The following is a 19,646-nucleotide window of genomic DNA, read 5'->3' as shown; positions in this document are numbered from 1 at the left end:
AATAGTCTGCGATGTTATTGCTGTATATTAAACGTGCCAGTCGCAGTAACAGTAGTATTCTTAGCGTCCTTTATCGGGCACGAGAATGTACCTGTGAGCACACCACCGCTCGCATTAAGGCTATTTACAGTTACTGTGCCGCTGGTTGTTGAGGTAATTAAGACGGTTTGGTTATCGGCCAAAATATAACTGAACGCAGCATTTGTAATGGCGAAAGTTCCTGTTGTATTTGAGTTCCATTCCAGATAAGCTGAAAGATATTTTTGGCCGTTTTGCGCAGTTATCGTGGTTTTAGGGGCCGTTGTTACGTTAAATTTAACCGTATCAAACGCCGTGGTTTGTAAGATATGTGTGGTGTCGTTTATCTTAAAGGATACTACACCTTGTTTAGTGCCACTGCCTGTACCTGTACTTGTGCCGGTTCCTGTTCCCGTTCCAATCGTATGCCCCGGTATTTTTTCGCACGAACTAAGAATAGCACCGAAAAGAAATAAAGATAAGATGCAATAGATAAAACTAAATGTCAGCCGCTTCTTCATATCTTTTATATGAAAGGTTGTAGCTATAAAGATAATAAAATAAAACAATTAAAAGAAAATAAATATCACCGCAAGCAGTGTTACTGCTGTATATTAAAAGTACCGGTTACGGTAACTACAGTGTTTGAGGTATCTTTTACACTTGTGGTAAAACTACCGGTGAGCAAACCGCCGTATACATTAAAACTATCAACCGTTACTGTGCCGCTGTTAGTAGCGCTGGTAGTAAGAGTACCCTTGCTTGTGGGTACTGTAAACGAAACCGAAGCAATCGGGAACGAGCCTGCTGTATTGGCATTGAACGAGAGTATCATTGCCAGGTTTTTTTGCCCGTTTTTAGCAGTTATAGTAGTTACAGGTACTGTGGTGGTGTTGAAAGAAACAGTATCCAAACTGGTTGTGGATAGAATATGCATGTTGCCGTCGAGCGTAAAGGAGGCATTCCCCTGTTTGGTGACAGGTGTTTTACTTGTGGATATCGTATGCCCGGCAATTTTTTCGCATGATGTAAATACTACTGCCAGCCCGGCAAATAACAACAATATCCACGCGCCCGATCGTAATGTAAAAGTATTTTTCATGATATGACTGACAAAAATTCGTTTTTCTGTAATTACGGTTAAAACGAAAAATGGTTGCCGTTATTATAATTTAATACTGATGGCCGGGCTATAGTTCATAGCTTATATCTCTTTCGGGGATAGTAACTGTATATCCCTCCCGTGTCAGCTCATTAGCCATAGCCTCCATACCTTCGGTTTCGCCGTGTACAAGGTATACGTTTTTCAGCCGCTCTTTGTTTTGTTGTTTAATCGTATTGACCAGATCGGCGTGATCGCCATGAGCGCTGAACAGGTCCGTTTTCTTAATCGTGGCGTATACAGCCAGGTCACGGTCACGGATGTGGACTATGGGGTCGCCACGTAAAAGCCTGTGGCCAAGCGTACCTTTGGCACAATAACCAATAAATAAAATGGTAGCGTAGTAATTCTGGATATTGTAATATAAATGATCCTGTATCCGGCCACCATCCAGCATACCGGCCGAGGAAATGATGATACAAGGCTCGAAATAATTGGATACCTGCCGGCTGTCGCGCAGGTTTTCGATATAAGTGAGATTGTCGAACTCAAATTCATCGCCCTGCCGGTTATAAAAATCCTGTGCATCTTCGTTCAGCAAAGAATGGTATTTCCTGAAAACTCCGGTTGAAATATTTGCCAGCGGACTATCCACAAACACCTTTACAGGTGGCAATAAACCCTTGCTGAATATCTTGTTAAGCGAATAAACCAACGCTTGTGTGCGTCCGATGCTGAACGCCGGTATGATCAGCCTGCCCAATTCTTTTATACAAGCTTTATTAATAGTTTCGACAAGTGTTTCCTCGATGTTTTTGTCTTTGCTATGATGACGCCCGCCGTAGGTTGATTCGGACACCAGGTAATCAACCTGGGGTATATCCTGTGGGTCGTTCAATACCGGGTAGTTTTTACGACCGATATCGCCGGTAAAGGCAATGGTTTTTTCCTCACCTTCATCATTGATCCTGAGTACAACTGCAGCGGCACCTAATAAATGGCCTACAGGTATAAAAGTCAGTTCGATATCGCCGGTAATGCGGAACGGTTTGTTAAACCCGATGGTGATAAACCGGTCAACGGTATCCATCACATGTTTTTGCAGATATAGCGGCTGCCGGCCACGCCCTGGCCTTTTACGGTTATGTTTACGAGATTTTTCCTCTTTCCGTAAAAAGATGTTTACCGAATCGAGTAATAATAACTCGGTAAGGTCGGCAGTTGGCGGGGTACACAATATCTGTCCGTTAAAACCCATACGTACCAGGGTAGGTAAGTTACCCGAGTGGTCGATATGGGCATGGGTTAAAATAACCACATCTATCTCTTCAGGCCTGAACGGGAAGTTTTCGTTCAGCTGTATGTGGCTGTCCTTTTCGTAGTCGAGGCCACAATCTATCAGTATTTTATACTGGCCCGTATGCAAAAGGTGCATGCTCCCGGTTACTTGCTGGGCCGCACCGTGTATGGTTAACTTCATTATTTAGTCGATAGACCATAGACCATGGCCCATGGATTTGTTTTAGTTTGTTGTTTTTGTCTATGGACTATTGACCATCGACTATTGACCGAAGCTTTCATACTTCGAACTGCAAACTACTCAAATATCTGTATAATCCGCTCTCGTTTTGTAATAATTCGTCGTGGTTGCCGCTTTCAACAATAACACCTTTTTCGAGCACGATGATCTGGTCGGCTTCACGAATGGTAGATAAGCGGTGTGCGATGATGATGGATGTGCGGCCTTTCATTAGTTCCTCCAGTGCCTCCTGTACCAAACGTTCCGACTCCGAATCGAGCGACGAAGTAGCCTCGTCCAGTATCAGTATAGATGGATTTTTCAGCAAAGCCCTCGCTATGGCTATTCGTTGCCTTTGCCCGCCCGAAAGTTTTACGCCGCGCTCGCCTACAACCGTACTAAAACCTTCAGGGAAACCAGTTATGAAATCGTAGGCGTTGGCACGTTTGGCGGCTTGTTCTATTTCTTCGTCGGTAGCACCAAGTTTACCGTACGCTATGTTTTCGCGGATGGTACCGCCGAACAGGATCACATCCTGTGGTACAATAGCTACCTGTTTGCGGATATCGGTAAGTGAATAAGCCGAGGCCGGTTTGCCGTCGAATAGCAATTCGCCGTTTTGCGGGTGGTAAAATTGCAGTATCAATGAAGCGGTAGTCGACTTACCCGAACCGCTTGGGCCGACGATAGCCACCTTTTGCCCGGCAGTAGCATCAAAGGATACACCTTTTAAAACCTCGATCTCGGGCCGTGAGGGGTAGTGGAATTGTACATTGTTAAAGCTCAGGTTGCCTTCAATTTTTTGCTTGATACGATTTTCTGATTCGATAATGTTAACACTTTCGCCTTTATCATTCAGTATTTCGATAACGCGCTCGCTGGCGCCAACGGTACGCTGGATATTAGCATATTGTTCGGGTAAGCTCGCGAGAGATGTCGAGACCATCATTGCATAAATTACAAATTGTATAAGCTCGCCAAATTTTAAATCTTTTATTAAAACTAAATGTGCGCCATACCATACCATGCAGAATATTACACCAAAACCTATAAATACTACAAAAGCTGCAAATAAGCCCCTCACCGTCGCTCCCTTTATACCAAGTCGTGCTACGTTTCGTATACTTTTGTCGTACCTGGCAGCCTCGAAAGCTTCGTTGACAAAAGCTTTGACACTTGCAATACCCAATAAGGTTTCTTGTACAATAGTATTTGAAGCGGCAAGTTCATCCTGTGCTGCGCGTGATATTTTGCGTGTATAGCGTGCAAAAAGGATAGCCGAGGGGATCAATAGCGGCAGGATGACCAATATCACTAAGGCCAGTTTGCCGGATACCATCGCCATTAAAATAATACCGCCTATCATTAGGGTAATCTGCCGTATTATTTCGGCGAAATTTGTGGTAATCGTATCTTGTATTTGAGATAGGTCGGACGAAATACGGCTGTTTAATTCGCCAACCCGACGATTGGCAAAAAAATCCATCGGCAAGGTTATCAGCTTAAAATACGTATCACGCCGAATATCGGCCAGCGCATTTTCTGCTATCTGGACAAACCACGTTACTCTGAAAAATGAAACAAAGCCCTGGGCAAACAGCACGGCTAAAGCGATGAGGCCGATGTCGTTTAAATTGCCGGGTAATAAACCTTGCTTAAGGCTGTGAGAAGCAGCGTCTACCAGGCCACCTACAAGTTTTGGAAAGGCTAAGCCGGTAAGGCTCGACAAAAACAAAAAGAACATAGCGCCCGCAAACTTAAGCCGGTAAGGCTTTAGATAATTAAATAGTTGCTTTATATTGTGTAGGCTCCGCCTGTTTATCTTCGCTTTGGGTAGTTCCTGTTCTGCTGCGTTGCCGCTGTTGAGTCGTCCTCTGGCCATTATTTACAATTTAAAAATGTAATTCTCAGATGGCAAAAGTACGGCTCAGTTGGTGTTTGCTGTCGGTCTTTTACGGGTTAATAAAAAAACTGACAATAGGATGAGCAGCAGGATCACCACAATATGCATGGTTTGACGCTGGCGGAACTCATTTGTTACCCTGTTTTCTTCAGATTGCAAGCGGGTGTTTTCGTCGCGCAGCTTATTGATGGTGGCCATATAGGCAAGCGCATGGTTTTCAGTCTCTTCCGACTTGCTGGCTACCTGGGTTTGTTCGAAAGTTTTATACTCCAGCAGTATCTTCAATTCTTTAAAAATGTTGTCGTCGGTGCGTACAATCTCCATCAATATTTCGTTTGATCGCCTGATGTCTTTCTTGGTTTGCAAGCCAAAAATACCTGTGTGCATATCTAAACTTTCGGTATACTGGCTGAACTTTTGCCGGCGCACATCCAGCATACCGTTTATTTTGGCACGCTGATGTTCGTAAAGCAGCGAATCGGTGTTAATGGCGAAACATTTTATAAAAGCAGCCATCGCGATAAAAGTAAGTACGAGTTTCTTCATAATTTCTTATACAACTACGTACAATATTTGTTTCCCAAAATGGATGCCGCTGTGCTGGCCAGCCGACGTGATCCCTGGTTATGAATATAGTAAACAGCGTTAAAACAGTATTTGCAGATGATTATATATACAGTAAATAAATTTCATCCGATTTTCATTAAATTTAACTACCCGATTAAACTTCGGTAGTTTTTAACCGTCTGACAGTTAAATTGCTAACCTAAAAGCTATTTATTATGAAAGCCCCATACAAGTACCTTTTGCTATTTGTTGCGATTGCCGCAAGCGCTGTGGCCCTGAGCTCGTTTTTCAGGGGCCCGGGTTTACCGGCTAAATCTTTTGCGTTCCCCTACAAACAGGCGGGTTTAACCGAGCGCCAGGCGGCGGCACACTTGTTAAACAGGTTTACCTATGGGGCAACACCCGGCGAGGTTGACGCGGTGGTGAAAATTGGCCTCGAAAAATGGTTCCAGCAACAACTGGAAGCCAAACAAGCCGACCCGGCGCTGGATAGTATGCTGGCCCAATATAAAGATCTGACTCTGAGCAACGAACAGATTGTGGCCGAGTACCCCAAAAACGGACAACTGGTACGTATGGCGGTAAAAGAAGGTATCATTAGCAAAGATTCTGTAAATAATCTCAAGGCTGATAAGAAGGAATATCGTGAGCAGATCAAAGCTTATATGGATAAGAACGGGCTCAAACCACAACAGGAATTGTTACGCCAGTTTGTTAATGCCAAGATATTCAGAGCCGCTTACACCAATAACCAGTTACAGGAGGTTTTGACCGATTTCTGGTTCAACCACTTCAATGTATCATTTACCAAAAACGACTGTGCCGAATTTATCCCGGTTTACGAACGCGATGCTATCCGCCCGAATGTGCTGGGTAAATTTGATAAAATATTACTGGCGACTGCCAAATCGCCGGCGATGTTGTATTTTCTTGATAATTTCAGCAGTGTGGGCGTAAATACCAACGCTAAACAGCCAAATGCCCGCCGTGCCCAGTTCATACAACAACAGCAGGAGCAAATGATGCAGGCCGATCCGAACTCGCCGCAGGCCAAATTTTTAGCAAACGCTCAAAAAGCCAGGAAGGCGCAGGGGCTGAATGAGAATTACGCCCGCGAGGTGATGGAACTACACACTTTAGGAGTTGATGGTGGCTATACACAAAGCGATGTTACACAGGCTGCCAAAGTGCTTACCGGCTGGACCATCTTCCCGATGAACGATGGTTACGGAAATGCGGCCCGCAAAATTGTAGATACCTACGGTACTGCCAATATGGAGAAAAACGGTTTTGTGCGCGATGGCGACTTTTTATTCAACGCCAACCGCCACGATGAGGGCCAAAAAGTAGTTTTAGGGCATACTTTTCCTGCAGGCGGAGGCTACCAGGAAGGTGTCGACTTGTTAGAAATGCTGGCACACCATCCGTCGACAGCTAAATTCATTACCAAAAAAATTGCCGTTCGTTTTGTAAGCGATACCCCGCCGCAAAGCTTATTGGATAAAATGGCCAAATCGTTTACCGATCACGATGGCGACATCAAAGAGGTGCTGATCACGATGGCTTCTTCGCCTGAGTTTTGGAGTGCGCAGTCGCTACGCGAAAAAACCAAATCGCCATTCGAGCTGGCTATTAGTTCGGTACGCGCATTAGATGCTCATATCACTGCTCCATATCCGTTGTATCTGTGGATCACCAAAATGGGCCAGAAACTATATTATTACCAGGCGCCAACCGGTTTCCCGGACAGGGGGCAATACTGGATCAATACCGGTGCATTGCTTAACCGCATGAACTTTGGCTTGGCCCTGGCTACCAAACGCATACCGGGCATCACTTTCGACCTGAAAGCGTTGAACAACAACCGCGAACCCGAAAGTGCACAGGAAGGCCTGGTTACTTATGGCAAGCTCATCATGCCGGAGCGTAACCTCGATCAAACTATCGCCCGCTTAACGCCGATGTTGAATGATCCCGACCTGGGTAAAAAGATAGACGAAGCTGCCGGCAAAACCAAATCGGTGCAGGATATGAACGCGGGGGGCGATGATAACAATATGATGCAGATGGCCGATAACGCGAAAAATTATAAAGCCAAATTGAATAAAGGCGGCGGCGCAGCTGGCGACAGGTTGATGTACGCTATGCAGAACAGTCCTGGCCAAAACAGTATGTTATCGCAGGTTGTTGGTATTTTGATCGGTTCGCCCGAGTATCAGCGCCGTTAATAAATTAAGATCATTAACCGAAACAAGACACACACCTATAAATATTACAGATCATGACATCGAGAAGAGGTTTTCTTAAAGCAGGCGGGTTAGCCTTATTTGGAATAAGCTTAATGGGCGGTATCCCATCATTCATAGCCGAAGCCGCAGCCAGCGACAAAATCATCAGTCCCTACAAAAAGAAGAAGACGCTGGTTTGTATCTTCCAGCGCGGTGCGATGGACGGCTTGATGGCTGTTACGCCGTTTAATGAGCAATATTTACAAACTAATCGCCCGACGTTGTTTTTATCGGCAGCCAAAGGAGGCAACGGCAATAAAACACCGCTGATCGACCTGGATGGCCGTTGGGGGCTGCACCCGTCGATGAGCGCTTTCGAGCCTTTGTTCCGCGATAAGCGTTTAGCGATAGTACATGGCATTGGTTCGCCAAATAATACCCGTTCGCACTTTGATGCACAGGATTATATGGAATCGGGCACGCCGTTTAACAAAGGCACCGCCAGCGGCTGGTTAAACCGCGCGGTTGGCCTGCTGGGCCACGATGCCGGTACGCCTGCAACACCATTCCAGGCTGTAAGCTTAACCTCTGCTTTGCCACGTTCGTTCTATGGCGATAACCCATCGGTAGCCATCAGCAACCTGCAGGATTTTGCCATCCAAATGCGTGGCAACCCGCAAGGTGTAAACATGGCGGCAAAAAGCTTCGAAGACCTGTACGATCAAACTTCTTCAAGCTTATTAAAATCAACAGGCAAGGAAAGCTTCGACGCTATGAAAATGCTGCAAAAAACAGATATCAAAAATTACAAACCGGCTAACGGCGCTGTTTATCCGAATACTGCTGTAGGTAACTCGTTAAAACAGATTGCTCAGCTCATCAAAATGGATGTAGGTTTGGAAATAGCCTTTACCGAATCGGGTGGTTGGGATACACACTTTAACCAGGGATCTGACACAGGTATCTTCGCCCGTAATGTAAACGATCTGAGCAACTGTATCGTAGCTTTCTGGACAGATCTTGGTCAATACACCGACGATGTTACCCTGATGACCATGACTGAGTTTGGCCGTACCGTAAAACAAAACGGCACCGGCGGCACCGATCATGGCCGTGCATCATGTAATTTTATCTTAGGTAACGATGTTAACGGTGGTATTGTTCACAACAAAGTGCAGCCGATAAGCCTCGAAACACTGGAAGACGGCCGCGACCTGGCGGTAACTACCGACTTCCGCTCGGTGTTCAGCGAAGTGGCTGACAGGCACCTGTTGATTAAAAACGATAAGGTACTCTTCCCGGATTGGACCGGTGAGCACATCGGTGTGATGCGCTCTTAATTTCCGACATCTGTTTATCAAACATATGGCCCCGGTCGTACCGGGGCTTTTTTATTGCCACACATCTTTAAAGAGACCTGTAACTCTTTCTGTATTCCAGCGGAGATTTTCCTATAATAGCTTTAAAATGCCTGTTAAAGTTGCTGAAGTTTTTAAACCCGCTTTCGTAACACACAACTGCAACGCTGTAATCAGTTTCTGATAATAATTTACAGGCCTGGCTTACCCTTACCTCTAACAAAAATTGAGAATACCTTTTTTTTGTACGCTGCCTGAAGTACCGGCAAAAGGAGTGGGGCACCATATAAACAATCGAAGCTATTTCCTTAAGCGTGATTTCGTGGTTGTAGTTATTTAAAGTGTATTGATAGATCCTGTTCAGCCGGCTCTCGTCTGATTTGTTGAGCACCCGGTTGCGGCTAAAGTGTGCGATGGTTTGGTTATCTGGCGCTGCAGCAATGGTATTTAATAACTGTAACAATAGAATAATGCGTTCGCTCTTCTCTGCAAAACCCAATTGCTCCATTTGTTGTCTAACTTTTTCTTTGGTATGGCCATGTATAGTAATGCCATACTGTGCCTTTTCCAGCAACTCACTGATAGGCTTGTTCTCAGGAATGTTTAAAAACGCAGCGCCAAATATCTCCGGTAAAAAATGCAGCGTTACCGATTCGGCCTTCAAACCGGGCAGGTCGTTATAATAATCGTCATCGTTGCGGAATAAATGCGGCACATTCGAGCCTATCAGCACCAGTTCATCCGCGGTAAAACTGTTAACACTATCGCCGATAAACCTGCTGCCCGTTCCGCGAATGATATAAACCAGTTCAACTTCGGGGTGATAATGCAGTTGGTTATAGAAATAGGACACCACATCGTGCTTGATACTGAATGAATACTCTGCGCTTGCCGATATCTTAAATAACTGTGGATTCATTTATAATACTAAGATAACTTATTTTAAATGATATATTCAAAATAGTGGTTAAGATAGTATCAAAATTGGTTAATAAGTATTCAAGTCAAACCAAAAATTAGCCTGTTCTTTGTATCGTATTCAGACACGTAAAACCAATTGTTATGAAAAATACAAAGTTCATCCTGAACCTAAACGAAGTTGGCATTGATAATATAGATATTGTTGGCGGCAAAAACGCTTCCCTGGGCGAGATGCTCCAGCACCTTACCAAGCTGAACGTGCGTATCCCGGGAGGATACATTATCACCGTGGCTGCTTACCAGGAGTACATCTCCTACAACCTGCTCGAAGATCAGATCAAAAGTCTCATTCACGCAACAGACCTGAACGATCTCGACGCCCTGCGCCGTTGCGGTCAGAAAGTGCGTCGTATGATCGCTGCGGGAGTATTTCCACCCGCATTGACAGAGCAGATTACACATGCTTATCATGAACTTTCAGCCGAATATAGCGTTGATAATGTGGATGTTGCAGTGCGCTCATCAGCTACAGCTGAGGACCTGCCGGATGCATCTTTTGCAGGCCAGCAGGAAACTTTTTTAAATGTGAGCGGTGTTGATGCATTGCTGGATTCTGTACGTGATTGCTTTGCTTCCTTGTTTACCGATCGTGCCATCAGCTATCGCGAAAGCTTTAATTATGATCATTTTGATATCGGTTTGTCGGTTTGCGTACAAAAAATGGTGCGTTCCGATCTGGCTGCTTCTGGTGTGGCGTTCTCATTGGACACTGAAAGCGGTTTTAAAGATGCCGTGATCATCAATGGTTCTTACGGCCTGGGCGAACTGATTGTGCAAGGCTCTGTATCGCCTGATGAATTTATGGTGTTTAAACCAACTCTGAAACAAGGTTTCGACTCCATCATTGAACGCAAATTAGGCGTAAAAGATAAAAAGATGGTGTATAGCAAAGTAATTGGCGAGCGTGTAACAATTACTGAAACCTCGCAGGCCGAGTTCAATAGCTTTTGCCTGAGCGATGTGATGGTATTGCAACTGGCGCAATGGGTAATCACTATCGAAGAGCATTACTCGCGAATTAAAAACCGCTGGTGCCCAATGGATATTGAATGGGCTATCGATGGGCAAACAGGTCAGTTGTTCATCGTGCAGGCTCGTCCCGAAACTATACATTCGCGCAAGCAATATAATACGCTTACCGGTTACAGCATCACCGATGCCAACCGTACTGGGCACCTGCTGTTAAAAGGCATCGCCGTTGGTGATAAAATAGCTGCCGGCAAAGTAAATATCCTCGAAGCTCATAGTAAAGACGAGATCAGTCACATCGATTTTAAAAAAGGCGATGTGCTGGTTACCGATATGACCGACCCCGACTGGGAACCGATTATGAAGATTGCTTCGGCCATTATTACCAATAAAGGCGGCCGCACCTGTCACGCAGCAATCGTTGCCCGCGAGCTGGGGGTACCGGCAATTGTTGGCTGTGGTAATGCCACCAAAATACTAAAGCAAGAGCAACTGATTACCGCATCATGCGCCGAGGGTGATACGGGTTTGATCTACAACGGCGCCATATCATTTAAAGAAACAACCTATAATCTCGACGAACTGCCCGAAACCAAAACCCCGGTAATGCTGAACGTAGCTTCGCCGGATATGGCTTTCAATTTCTCGCATTATCCGAATAAAGGTGTCGGCCTGGCCCGTGAAGAGTTTATCATTAATAATTATATCCAGGTGCACCCGATGGCTTTGATGCATCACAGGGAATTGAATGATGTTGACCTGAGCGCGCAAATCGACAACCTGACCCGTGGTTTCAAGGATGAGGAAGATTTTTTTGTGCAGAAATTAGCTTGCGGTATTGCCCGTATCGCCTCTGCATTCTATCCTAATAAAGTGATCGTACGCTTCTCAGATTTTAAGAGCAACGAATATTATAACCTGCTGGGCGGCAAATACTTCGAACCAACCGAGGAAAACCCGATGATCGGCTGGCGAGGAGCTTCGCGCTATTACTCTTCCGAGTATAAAGAGGCATTTGGTTTGGAATGTAGAGCCATCAAACTTGTTCGCGAAAAGCTGGGATTGAAGAATGTAGTGGTGATGATCCCTTTCTGCCGTACGGTAAAAGAGCTGCTCCAGGTTTATGAAGTAATGGCCGAATACGGTTTAAACAGGGGCGAAGACGGACTGGAAATATTCCTGATGGCCGAATTACCTTCGAACGTGATCATGGCCGACCAGTTTGCCAAACATATTGATGGGTTTTCCATCGGCAGTAACGATTTAACTCAATTGGTTTTAGGTCTGGATCGCGATTCGTCGCTGGTTGCGCACATTTACGACGAACGCAACGAAGCCGTAAAATCCATGATCAAAATGCTGATCAAAACCGCGAAGCAGTCAAACATAAAAGTTGGCATTTGCGGCCAGGGGCCGTCAGATTTCCCTGATTTTGCACAGTTTTTGGTTGAGCAGGGCATCGATACCATCTCAGTTACGCCCGACTCATTCTTCAAAACAGTAAATGCCATCAGCCAGATTGAACAAGGTTTAAAAACTGAAAAAGTAACGCTGGATAGCGCAGCTTAAAGAAATACCGCACTAACCGGCGGTTGTTGACTGACCAATTATAGACCACCTCCCCAATACCACTGGGGAGGTTTTTTTGTTGTTGAAGGTAACCTAATCCACCACCGCCACTTTATCCGGATCGTCAAGATACTCAAACATCAAGCTAATCTGCGCCGGTAAAACCCGGTCTAACGATAAAGGCGGTATGGCATCACGACCAAAAAAGTCTACTTCCAAAATATCAAAAGCCGGATTGTATTCGCCGTGAAAAATCCGGCATTGGATAAATATTTTATACACATAATCCAACTCCGGCGGGTGCGTATGGCAGCGTTTATCCATTACGGCCAAAAGTTTAACCGGCTCCACGGTAAATCCGGTTTCTTCAAACGTTTCTTTTACGGCTACATCCACAGGAGAGAGGCCGATATCAGCCCAGCCCCCAGGTAACGACCATCGCCCGTCCGACTTTTCTTTAACGAGCAGTATTTCCTGCTTTTCATTGAATACAACAGCGCGGATATCCACTTTAGGTGTGATATACTCTTTTTTATGATGAAAATAAGTGGTCAGTATTTCCAGCGGGTGCTCGGTAACCATGTTCATCAATTCAAGGCTGATCTGTTCAAGTTCTTTGTAACGGTCGGCATCGTACTCGTTGTTGGCGTAGGTAAGGCCCAGGTGCGACATGGTTTTCAATCGCTTGGCAATATTCAGCAGGTTGGTAGACGACATGCTCAAAGATAACAATGTGCAAATGCGAAAATGTGCGGATGTACAAATTAATATAAACTTAACAGGTGATAAAAACTACTTCCACCATGTGCGTTGCTCTTCTTTTTTTGCTTCCGCAGATTTAAACTGATCAATATAACTCTGCCAGCCCAAAGAAACATCCTTGGTATTTGGCCCAAATTCTCCGGCTCCGTGATCAAAACTCCCGGCATTAGGTATCCGGTAATCGCCCCAATTGCATATTTTGGTTATTTTACCATCATAACTTGTCCATATACCTACAAATTCATTGTTGGTAAAACCGTCTGCATTAAGATCAATGTCATCATAATGTACCTGATCTTTTCTGTCGACATAAAAATTGGTTTTAACGCTACCCTTAAATACGCCGACATGCTTTTGTGTTTTATCTTCATAGAACGTATACAATCCGGTCAAACCATATTGAGCCTTAACCTTATTTTTGTATTCATTATCCACGCCATACGACGCTTTTGAGTATTTGCTAAAAGCAGCAATAGTAATCGTTCCCGTAAAATCGCAGATGTTCCCCTTCACCATAGTTTTACCGGTAATATTGTAAAGTCCCATATCGTTTGGATCGCGGCTTACGGTAATAAACTTCACCCGTATACGCTGGTGGTTATTCCCAATAAAGCCAAAAATAACCTGATTATCAGTATGGGTCCATATCTTGCTGTAATCATACTGATCTATATTGAGCTTATTCGTCTTTCCCTGATTAGTCTGTCCATAAAGCGGTATCCATAACATCAATAGCAAAATAGAATAAGTCAACTTCATGAGTTTAGTATTTGACCCTAATTTAAGATTTTATTTAGCAGAGACATTAAATCGACACATATTCCATCTTCCATTTCATATTTTCCATAAAAAAACCTATCTTTGCCCGGCAAATAAGAAAACATAATCTCATTTGCCATGTCACTCGATCCCGCCAAATTCGTTTCCGAAGGTTTAACTTACGATGATGTTTTACTGCTCCCGGCTTACTCGGAAGTGTTGCCGCGCGAAGTAAATACCAGTACCTTTTTAACCCGTAACATCAGGCTCAATGTGCCTATTGTTTCGGCCGCTATGGATACCGTTACCGAGTCGCAACTGGCTATCGCCATTGCCCAGGCAGGTGGTATTGGTATGCTGCACAAAAACATGAGCATACAGCAACAAGCTGATGAGGTGCGCAAGGTAAAACGTTCGGAAAGCGGGATGATACAGGATCCGGTTACTTTGTTGGAAACCGCCGTTTTAGCCGATGCCTTTAAAATAATGAAAGAATATAAAATCGGCGGCATACCGGTTATTGATGGCGACAGGAAACTAAAAGGTATCCTTACTAATCGCGATCTGCGTTTTCAAAAACAAATGGCTAAGCCGGTTACCGAAGTAATGACGAAAGATAACCTGGTAACCGCACCCGAAGGAACTACTTTAGTACAAGCCGAGGAAATATTGCAGAACTATAAAATCGAGAAACTGCCGGTAGTAGATAAAGACGGGCGCCTGAGTGGTTTGATCACTTTTAAAGATATCCAGAAATTTAAAAATTACCCTGCAGCTTGCAAGGATGAGCACGGCCGTTTACGCGTAGGCGCCGCAGTTGGCGTTACTGCCGATACTTTAGACAGGGTAGATGCCCTGGTAAAAGCCGGGGTGGATGTTATTACGATAGACACCGCTCACGGCCATAGCAAGGGCGTTATTGATAAACTGAAAGAGGTAAAAGCCAAATATCCTCAATTACAGGTAATGGTGGGCAACGTAGCCACCGGCGCAGGAGCCAGGGCATTGGCCGATGCAGGTGCCGATGCTGTCAAGGTAGGTATTGGCCCGGGTTCTATCTGTACCACCCGTATTATAGCCGGTGTAGGTGTACCGCAGTTATATGCAGTTTACGAATGCGCTAAGGCCCTGCAGGGCACAGGCATACCGGTAGTTGCCGATGGCGGGATTAAGCATACAGGTGACATTGCCAAAGCTATCGGTGCAGGAGCAAGTACCATAATGGCAGGTTCGTTATTTGCCGGTGTGGAAGAGTCGCCAGGCGAAACTATCATCTACGAAGGCCGTAAATTTAAATCATACCGAGGTATGGGTTCGATTGAGGCAATGGAACAGGGATCAAAAGACCGCTATTTTCAGGATGTTGAGGATGATATCAAGAAATTGGTTCCAGAAGGCATCGTTGGCCGTGTACCGTTCAAAGGTACTTTGGCCGAAGTAATGTATCAGTATGTAGGCGGTTTACGCGCCAGTATGGGTTACTGCGGCGCTAAAGATATCGAAGCATTACAAAAAGCACAGTTTGTGCGCATTACGGCTTCTGGAATCCGCGAATCGCACCCACACGATATTACGATAACCAAAGAAGCGCCGAATTATACACGTTAATTAGTTCTAAGTCCGGAGTCTTTAGTCTTGAGTCCTTTTCGACTCCTGACTCAGGACTCTCGACTCAAGACTATCTTATACCGCAAACTGATCTTTCAAACGTTCCAAACGCTCAACAATCAGGTTGATCTTTTCCTCTTCATTTTTTACAATGCGGTCCTTGAGGTAAAATGTGCAGATCAGGAACCATACTGCGGTTAATGTGTAAACCACTATTTTTCCTGTCAGCGTAGCATCATTCAATACTTCTAAAAAGTATAATGCCAGGCCAATGCTGAGCAGCACGATATAAGAGTAATATAGTTTCCCGTACAGAACTGCACGGTTCTTTTTGTATTCTTTCAGGCTTTGCAGGTAATCGGTCGGGTTAACGGTAACATCGCGGCGATGTATTAACCGGTAATCGCGAAACATCATTACCACATAAGTAACCATCGGTATCAGCATAATAAGTATGCCTACATAAGTCACCCACGACTGGAACACCATAAAAAATAAAATAACAAAGGCGTTTACTATAGCCACTATCATAGCCACAATCCCCCACATCAACTTACGGCTAAGGCTGCCCATCCCTTTTTTTACCTGCTTAAGAGCCTCATCCACCGAAAGCTGCTCCTTTACGGGTTGGTTTTGCCAAACCGTCATCAAATGCTCAAAGTCTTTCATAGTGGTTATATAAATCTGTCAACTTCTGTTTAATGCGATGAATTTTAACCCGCAGGTTACCTTCGGATATACCCGATATTTCTGCTATTTCCGGGTATGGCATTTCATCTAAAACCATGGTGATAATAATTCTTTCCGATTCATCCAGTTTCGATATACATTTATACAGCAAAGCCACCTGCTCATTTTTTTCGCTTACTTCGTCTATTTTGGTTTCAGCGATAAAAGGGGTCAGCTCGTCTTTTGCTTGTCGTTTTTCTGATCGTAGGTAGGTAAGGCAGGTGTTTACAGCGATGCGGTATATCCAGGTCGAGATCATGGCCTGGTTCCTGAACTTTTCGAGGTTTTGCCATACTTTCAAAAAAGTTTCCTGCAAAAGGTCGTTCGCGGCATCGTCGTCGCCGGTATAACCATAGCACAAATGGAATATCTTTTTTGAATTGGCCTCGAAAATTTGCTTAAATGCCGCCTCTTTATTGGTCACGTACAGTTAAATTATATTTCTTAGACTGGTGCAGTTATTAATTGTTACAACGTTAATTCGTTTTTATGAAACCAGGGCAAACGTTTTTCGGCATCGGCCACTAAGGCATCAAATTCGGCAGTATAATCAAACTGCAGGTCCTCATGCAGCTTGTCTATCGCTTTCTTAACCTTTTCCAGTTGCTTGGTCAGAATTGTCCGCAAAGGTTTAAATGAAGTGCGCCTGTCCACATAATCCAGGTAATTACGGCAAAAGGTGAGCAGTAATTCGGCTTCAACCTGTTTCGAGCCGGTAAATTTGATGTATTTATTGGTTGTTTTCAATACTTTCCGTAAAAGCTTGGCAGCATCATAGCTGCGCAAAGGCACCTGGCTCATCATTAAGCCAATCTCATGCTTAAAATTTTCGGCGAAAGCCAATTCATCACCGGCATCAAAAAGCAAGTAAGCCAGCAGCTCTTTATTCTCTTTTTTGTACCGTGCCATGCGCAGCAAGAGCAAAGCTGCCTGCTTATCGTCGAGGTGCTGCAGTTCTTTCTTTATTTCCTGTAAACCGTATTGGGTAATGCTCATAAATACTTTGGCAAAGTAATGATTTTATTATATGTGCTCAATAGTTTTAAGTTTGATTATGGTAAACTACTAACATTGATAATTGAAATTTTGTTATATTTTCGTGATCCAATTAAAATCGCACATGGTTAAAAACAAACTCGCTCTCTATATTTTTATCGCCTTAATTGCCGGTGTAATAGCCGGATACATTTATAATGGTACTGTTATCAAACCTTATAACGATAAACTGTCAGCGGCCGAAGTAAGCATTAAAACGCTCGATAATCAACTGGTACAGATAAAGGATACGACCAGCGCGAATTATAGGGCTTTAAAAGTATTACGATCGGGACAAGTAAAAATACGTACCGAAAATACGGATGCACGCGAGTCGAAACTGGAACCGTTTACTTTGCTGAGCAAAAAGTTTCTGTCGCTAATCAAAATGATCGTAGCGCCGTTGGTGTTTACTACACTGGTAGTCGGCGTAGCTAAAGTTGGCGATATAAGTACGGTTGGTCGCATTGGCGGTAAAACCCTGTTGTGGTTCATCAGCGCTACGCTTGTATCCCTATTGTTAGGTATGATATTGGTAAATCTTTATCAACCGGGCAGTCACATGCATATCCCATTGCCCGATAGCCATTTGGGTACCGATATCAAAAAATCGGCGCTATCGTTAGAAACCTTTCTCGATCACTTTTTTACCGATAGCTTTTTTAAATCGATGGCCAATAACGAGATATTGCAGATCGTGGTATTCGCTTTGTTTTTTGGCGTGGCTACGGCTGCGATAGGAGAGCAGGGTAAGATCGTGATCAAAGCGATGGATGCCATAGCGCACGTCATTATGAAGATAACCGGCTATGTAATGGCGCTGGCGCCACTGGCCGTCTTCGGTAGCATAACAGCCATCGTGGCCAAACAGGGCTTGGGCATTTTATCAACTTATGCGGTGTTTATCACTGAATTTTATTCGGGCTTGTTCATTTTATGGCTGGTGATCATTTTTGTAGGCTACCTGGTTTTAAGCGGCAGGGTATTCACACTGGTTAATAATATCAAGGATGCCATACTGATCGCCTTTAGTACCTCAACCAGCGAGGCCGCTTACCCGCGGGTGCTGATCGAACTCGAAAAATTTGGCTGTAAAGATAAGATTGTAAGTTTTGTTCTGCCTTTAGGCTACTCCTTTAACCTGGATGGTTCGATGATGTACATGACTTTTGCTTCGCTTTTTATTGCCCAGGCCTATAATATCCCATTGTCTTTCGGTCAGCAAATTACCATGTTATTGATACTGATGCTCACCAGCAAGGGTATAGCGGGTGTTCCGCGCGCTTCGCTGGTGGTAATTGCAGGTACCATCGCCACATTCAACATACCAGAGGCTGGCCTGGCCCTGCTTATTGGCATCGACCCGCTGCTGGATATGGGGCGCTCGGCAACCAACGTTTTAGGCAATGCCATGGCTACCGCGGTAGTGAGCAAGTGGGAAGGCGAACTGGATGAAAAAGTTATCAGTAATTAGCTCTGGAAACTGAGGAATTTATTTTAACTTCTAAATCCCCGTTGTTTTTTAATTTTTACTTTTGCGTTTCAATTTCCTGTTCATGTCATTAAGAGCCAAAAAAATATTTCTGCTGGTCAGCATCATCTTACCTTTCTTGCTGTATTGTTTTTACTACTATGGTATGATGATCAAGAACGCACCGTATAAATTTGCCGAGTTTGAATCCATTACGCTTAATTATGGCCTGGGCGATTCGCTGATCAATAAGTACAATTCGCGAACAGGTAATTATCAATACCTGGATAAACGCGATTCATTGATTAAAAAGCACCTGAAACTAAATAACGACGATTTACTGTATCTGCATCGGAAAGCCGCCGACCTGGGGTTCTGGAACTTTCCTTCGAGGATTGGTTTCGACAGTATGGAGATAGGCTTTAATAAGGCTCCGCACTACCTGATTCAGTTTAAGTATCAGCGCAAAACTAAAACCGTGATGTTTGATGCGGCTTTTGATGGCAAGCCCGAACTAAAAGATGCCGCTCAACGCCTGATTAAGGAGATACAAAGCCGGCTGGATGAAGCGGAGAGAAGATAGGAAAGAAATAAGAGAGCCAGGAAGCAGAATCAAGATTCAAGACAAACACTGCAACATTTAAGCGTTTCAACAGTAAAACCAAAATTCGCTTGCTTTTTGAAAAACAAAGCTCTATATTTGCACCTCATTTTAAATAACTAAATAATTAACAATAATGTACGCAATAGTAAGTATAGCCGGACAGCAATTTAAAGTTGCAAAAGACCAGCAGATCTTTGTACACCGTTTACAGGGAGATGAGGGCGCTAGTATTGAATTTGACAAAGTATTGTTAGCCGAAAACGATGGCAAATTCAAATTGGGAGCCGATTTGAAAAGTGCCAAAGTTACTGCTAAGATCGTGTCTCATTTAAAAGGTGATAAAGTAATCGTTTTCAAAAAGAAAAGGAGAAAAGGTTACAAAAAGAAAAACGGTCATCGTCAGCAATTCACTAAAATAGAGATCACAGGTATATCTTTATAATTATTAACCTCCGAGAACCTGT

The 19,646-nt window shown here is 44.1% G+C and carries 18 protein-coding genes; 7 read left to right on the top strand and 11 right to left on the bottom strand.

What is annotated here, in order from left to right; genetic code table 11:
• Nucleotides 1-14: 14 nt before the first annotated feature.
• The 5 genes from BEL04_RS04065 to BEL04_RS04045 form a co-directional block, all read right to left on the bottom strand.
• Nucleotides 15-539 (bottom strand): hypothetical protein, encoded by a 525-nt coding sequence (locus BEL04_RS04065; RefSeq protein WP_139112911.1) that lies wholly within the window; start codon nt 537-539, stop codon nt 15-17.
• A gap of 80 nt (nt 540-619) precedes the next feature.
• Nucleotides 620-1,120: a hypothetical protein gene (locus BEL04_RS04060; RefSeq protein ID WP_066000495.1), complete on the bottom strand. Its 501-nt coding sequence runs from the start codon at nt 1,118-1,120 to the stop codon at nt 620-622.
• Between the two features lie 88 nt (nt 1,121-1,208).
• Nucleotides 1,209-2,600, bottom strand: coding sequence for an MBL fold metallo-hydrolase (locus tag BEL04_RS04055; protein ID WP_066000493.1), 1,392 nt, complete (start codon nt 2,598-2,600; stop codon nt 1,209-1,211).
• A 97-nt stretch (nt 2,601-2,697) separates the two neighbouring features.
• On the bottom strand, nt 2,698-4,521 hold the full coding sequence (locus tag BEL04_RS04050) for an ABC transporter ATP-binding protein (RefSeq protein ID WP_066000491.1): 1,824 nt from the start codon (nt 4,519-4,521) through the stop codon (nt 2,698-2,700).
• A 45-nt stretch (nt 4,522-4,566) separates the two neighbouring features.
• Nucleotides 4,567-5,088 (bottom strand): hypothetical protein, encoded by a 522-nt coding sequence (locus tag BEL04_RS04045; RefSeq protein WP_066000488.1) that lies wholly within the window; start codon nt 5,086-5,088, stop codon nt 4,567-4,569.
• A 236-nt stretch (nt 5,089-5,324) separates the two neighbouring features.
• Between BEL04_RS04045 and BEL04_RS04040 the strand changes: the two genes are divergently transcribed.
• Both BEL04_RS04040 and BEL04_RS04035 read left to right on the top strand, forming a co-directional pair.
• Nucleotides 5,325-7,337: a DUF1800 domain-containing protein gene (locus BEL04_RS04040; protein ID WP_066000486.1), complete on the top strand. Its 2,013-nt coding sequence runs from the start codon at nt 5,325-5,327 to the stop codon at nt 7,335-7,337.
• Between the two features lie 53 nt (nt 7,338-7,390).
• Nucleotides 7,391-8,677 carry a DUF1501 domain-containing protein gene (locus BEL04_RS04035; RefSeq protein WP_066000484.1) on the top strand — a complete coding sequence of 429 codons (1,287 nt, stop codon included), beginning with the start codon at nt 7,391-7,393 and terminating at the stop codon, nt 8,675-8,677.
• A 67-nt stretch (nt 8,678-8,744) separates the two neighbouring features.
• On the opposite strand, the gene BEL04_RS04030 is transcribed toward BEL04_RS04035, so the two are convergent.
• Complete coding sequence (locus BEL04_RS04030) at nt 8,745-9,614, bottom strand: AraC family transcriptional regulator (RefSeq protein ID WP_066000482.1); 870 nt, start codon at nt 9,612-9,614, stop codon at nt 8,745-8,747.
• A gap of 143 nt (nt 9,615-9,757) precedes the next feature.
• Here BEL04_RS04030 and ppsA point away from each other — a divergent pair, with 143 nt between their 5' ends.
• The gene (gene ppsA, locus BEL04_RS04025) at nt 9,758-12,214 is read left to right on the top strand and encodes a phosphoenolpyruvate synthase (protein WP_066000480.1); all 2,457 of its coding nucleotides are present in this window, start codon (nt 9,758-9,760) and stop codon (nt 12,212-12,214) included.
• 93 nt (nt 12,215-12,307) lie between these two features.
• On the opposite strand, the gene BEL04_RS04020 is transcribed toward ppsA, so the two are convergent.
• Together BEL04_RS04020 and BEL04_RS04015 are read right to left on the bottom strand one after the other, a co-directional pair.
• Nucleotides 12,308-12,931: an NUDIX hydrolase N-terminal domain-containing protein gene (locus BEL04_RS04020; RefSeq protein WP_066000478.1), complete on the bottom strand. Its 624-nt coding sequence runs from the start codon at nt 12,929-12,931 to the stop codon at nt 12,308-12,310.
• Nucleotides 12,932-13,006: 75 nt separating this feature from the next.
• Nucleotides 13,007-13,735: a hypothetical protein gene (locus BEL04_RS04015; RefSeq protein WP_139112910.1), complete on the bottom strand. Its 729-nt coding sequence runs from the start codon at nt 13,733-13,735 to the stop codon at nt 13,007-13,009.
• Between the two features lie 138 nt (nt 13,736-13,873).
• Between BEL04_RS04015 and guaB the strand changes: the two genes are divergently transcribed.
• Entirely contained in the window at nt 13,874-15,343 is a 1,470-nt protein-coding gene (gene guaB, locus BEL04_RS04010; RefSeq protein ID WP_066000474.1) for an IMP dehydrogenase, read from the top strand.
• A gap of 75 nt (nt 15,344-15,418) precedes the next feature.
• Here guaB and BEL04_RS04005 read toward each other — a convergent pair whose 3' ends face one another.
• Genes BEL04_RS04005 through BEL04_RS03995 form a run of 3 tightly spaced genes read right to left on the bottom strand, consistent with a single transcriptional unit; the run spans nt 15,419 to nt 17,068 of the window.
• Nucleotides 15,419-16,012 (bottom strand): hypothetical protein, encoded by a 594-nt coding sequence (locus BEL04_RS04005; RefSeq protein WP_066000468.1) that lies wholly within the window; start codon nt 16,010-16,012, stop codon nt 15,419-15,421.
• Nucleotides 15,999-16,496, bottom strand: coding sequence for an RNA polymerase sigma factor (locus BEL04_RS04000; protein ID WP_066000466.1), 498 nt, complete (start codon nt 16,494-16,496; stop codon nt 15,999-16,001). The genes BEL04_RS04005 and BEL04_RS04000 overlap by 14 nt, the downstream gene beginning before the upstream one ends.
• Before the next feature lie 44 nt (nt 16,497-16,540).
• Nucleotides 16,541-17,068, bottom strand: coding sequence for a hypothetical protein (locus BEL04_RS03995; RefSeq protein WP_066000464.1), 528 nt, complete (start codon nt 17,066-17,068; stop codon nt 16,541-16,543).
• Between the two features lie 124 nt (nt 17,069-17,192).
• On the opposite strand from BEL04_RS03995, the gene BEL04_RS03990 reads away from it, so the two are divergent.
• From BEL04_RS03990 to rplU, 3 genes are all read left to right on the top strand, one after another.
• Nucleotides 17,193-18,581 (top strand): dicarboxylate/amino acid:cation symporter, encoded by a 1,389-nt coding sequence (locus tag BEL04_RS03990; RefSeq protein ID WP_066000461.1) that lies wholly within the window; start codon nt 17,193-17,195, stop codon nt 18,579-18,581.
• 82 nt (nt 18,582-18,663) lie between these two features.
• Nucleotides 18,664-19,161 carry a hypothetical protein gene (locus BEL04_RS03985; RefSeq protein WP_083227748.1) on the top strand — a complete coding sequence of 166 codons (498 nt, stop codon included), beginning with the start codon at nt 18,664-18,666 and terminating at the stop codon, nt 19,159-19,161.
• Nucleotides 19,162-19,315: 154 nt separating this feature from the next.
• Nucleotides 19,316-19,624 carry a 50S ribosomal protein L21 gene (gene rplU, locus BEL04_RS03980; protein ID WP_066000458.1) on the top strand — a complete coding sequence of 103 codons (309 nt, stop codon included), beginning with the start codon at nt 19,316-19,318 and terminating at the stop codon, nt 19,622-19,624.
• The last annotated feature ends 22 nt before the right edge of the window (nt 19,625-19,646 follow it).

Source organism: Mucilaginibacter sp. PPCGB 2223 (assembly GCF_001705515.1).
Classification (GTDB): domain Bacteria; phylum Bacteroidota; class Bacteroidia; order Sphingobacteriales; family Sphingobacteriaceae; genus Mucilaginibacter.
The sequence above is the reverse complement of the archived record's forward strand: the minus strand, read 5'-3'. Positions and strand labels throughout refer to the sequence as shown.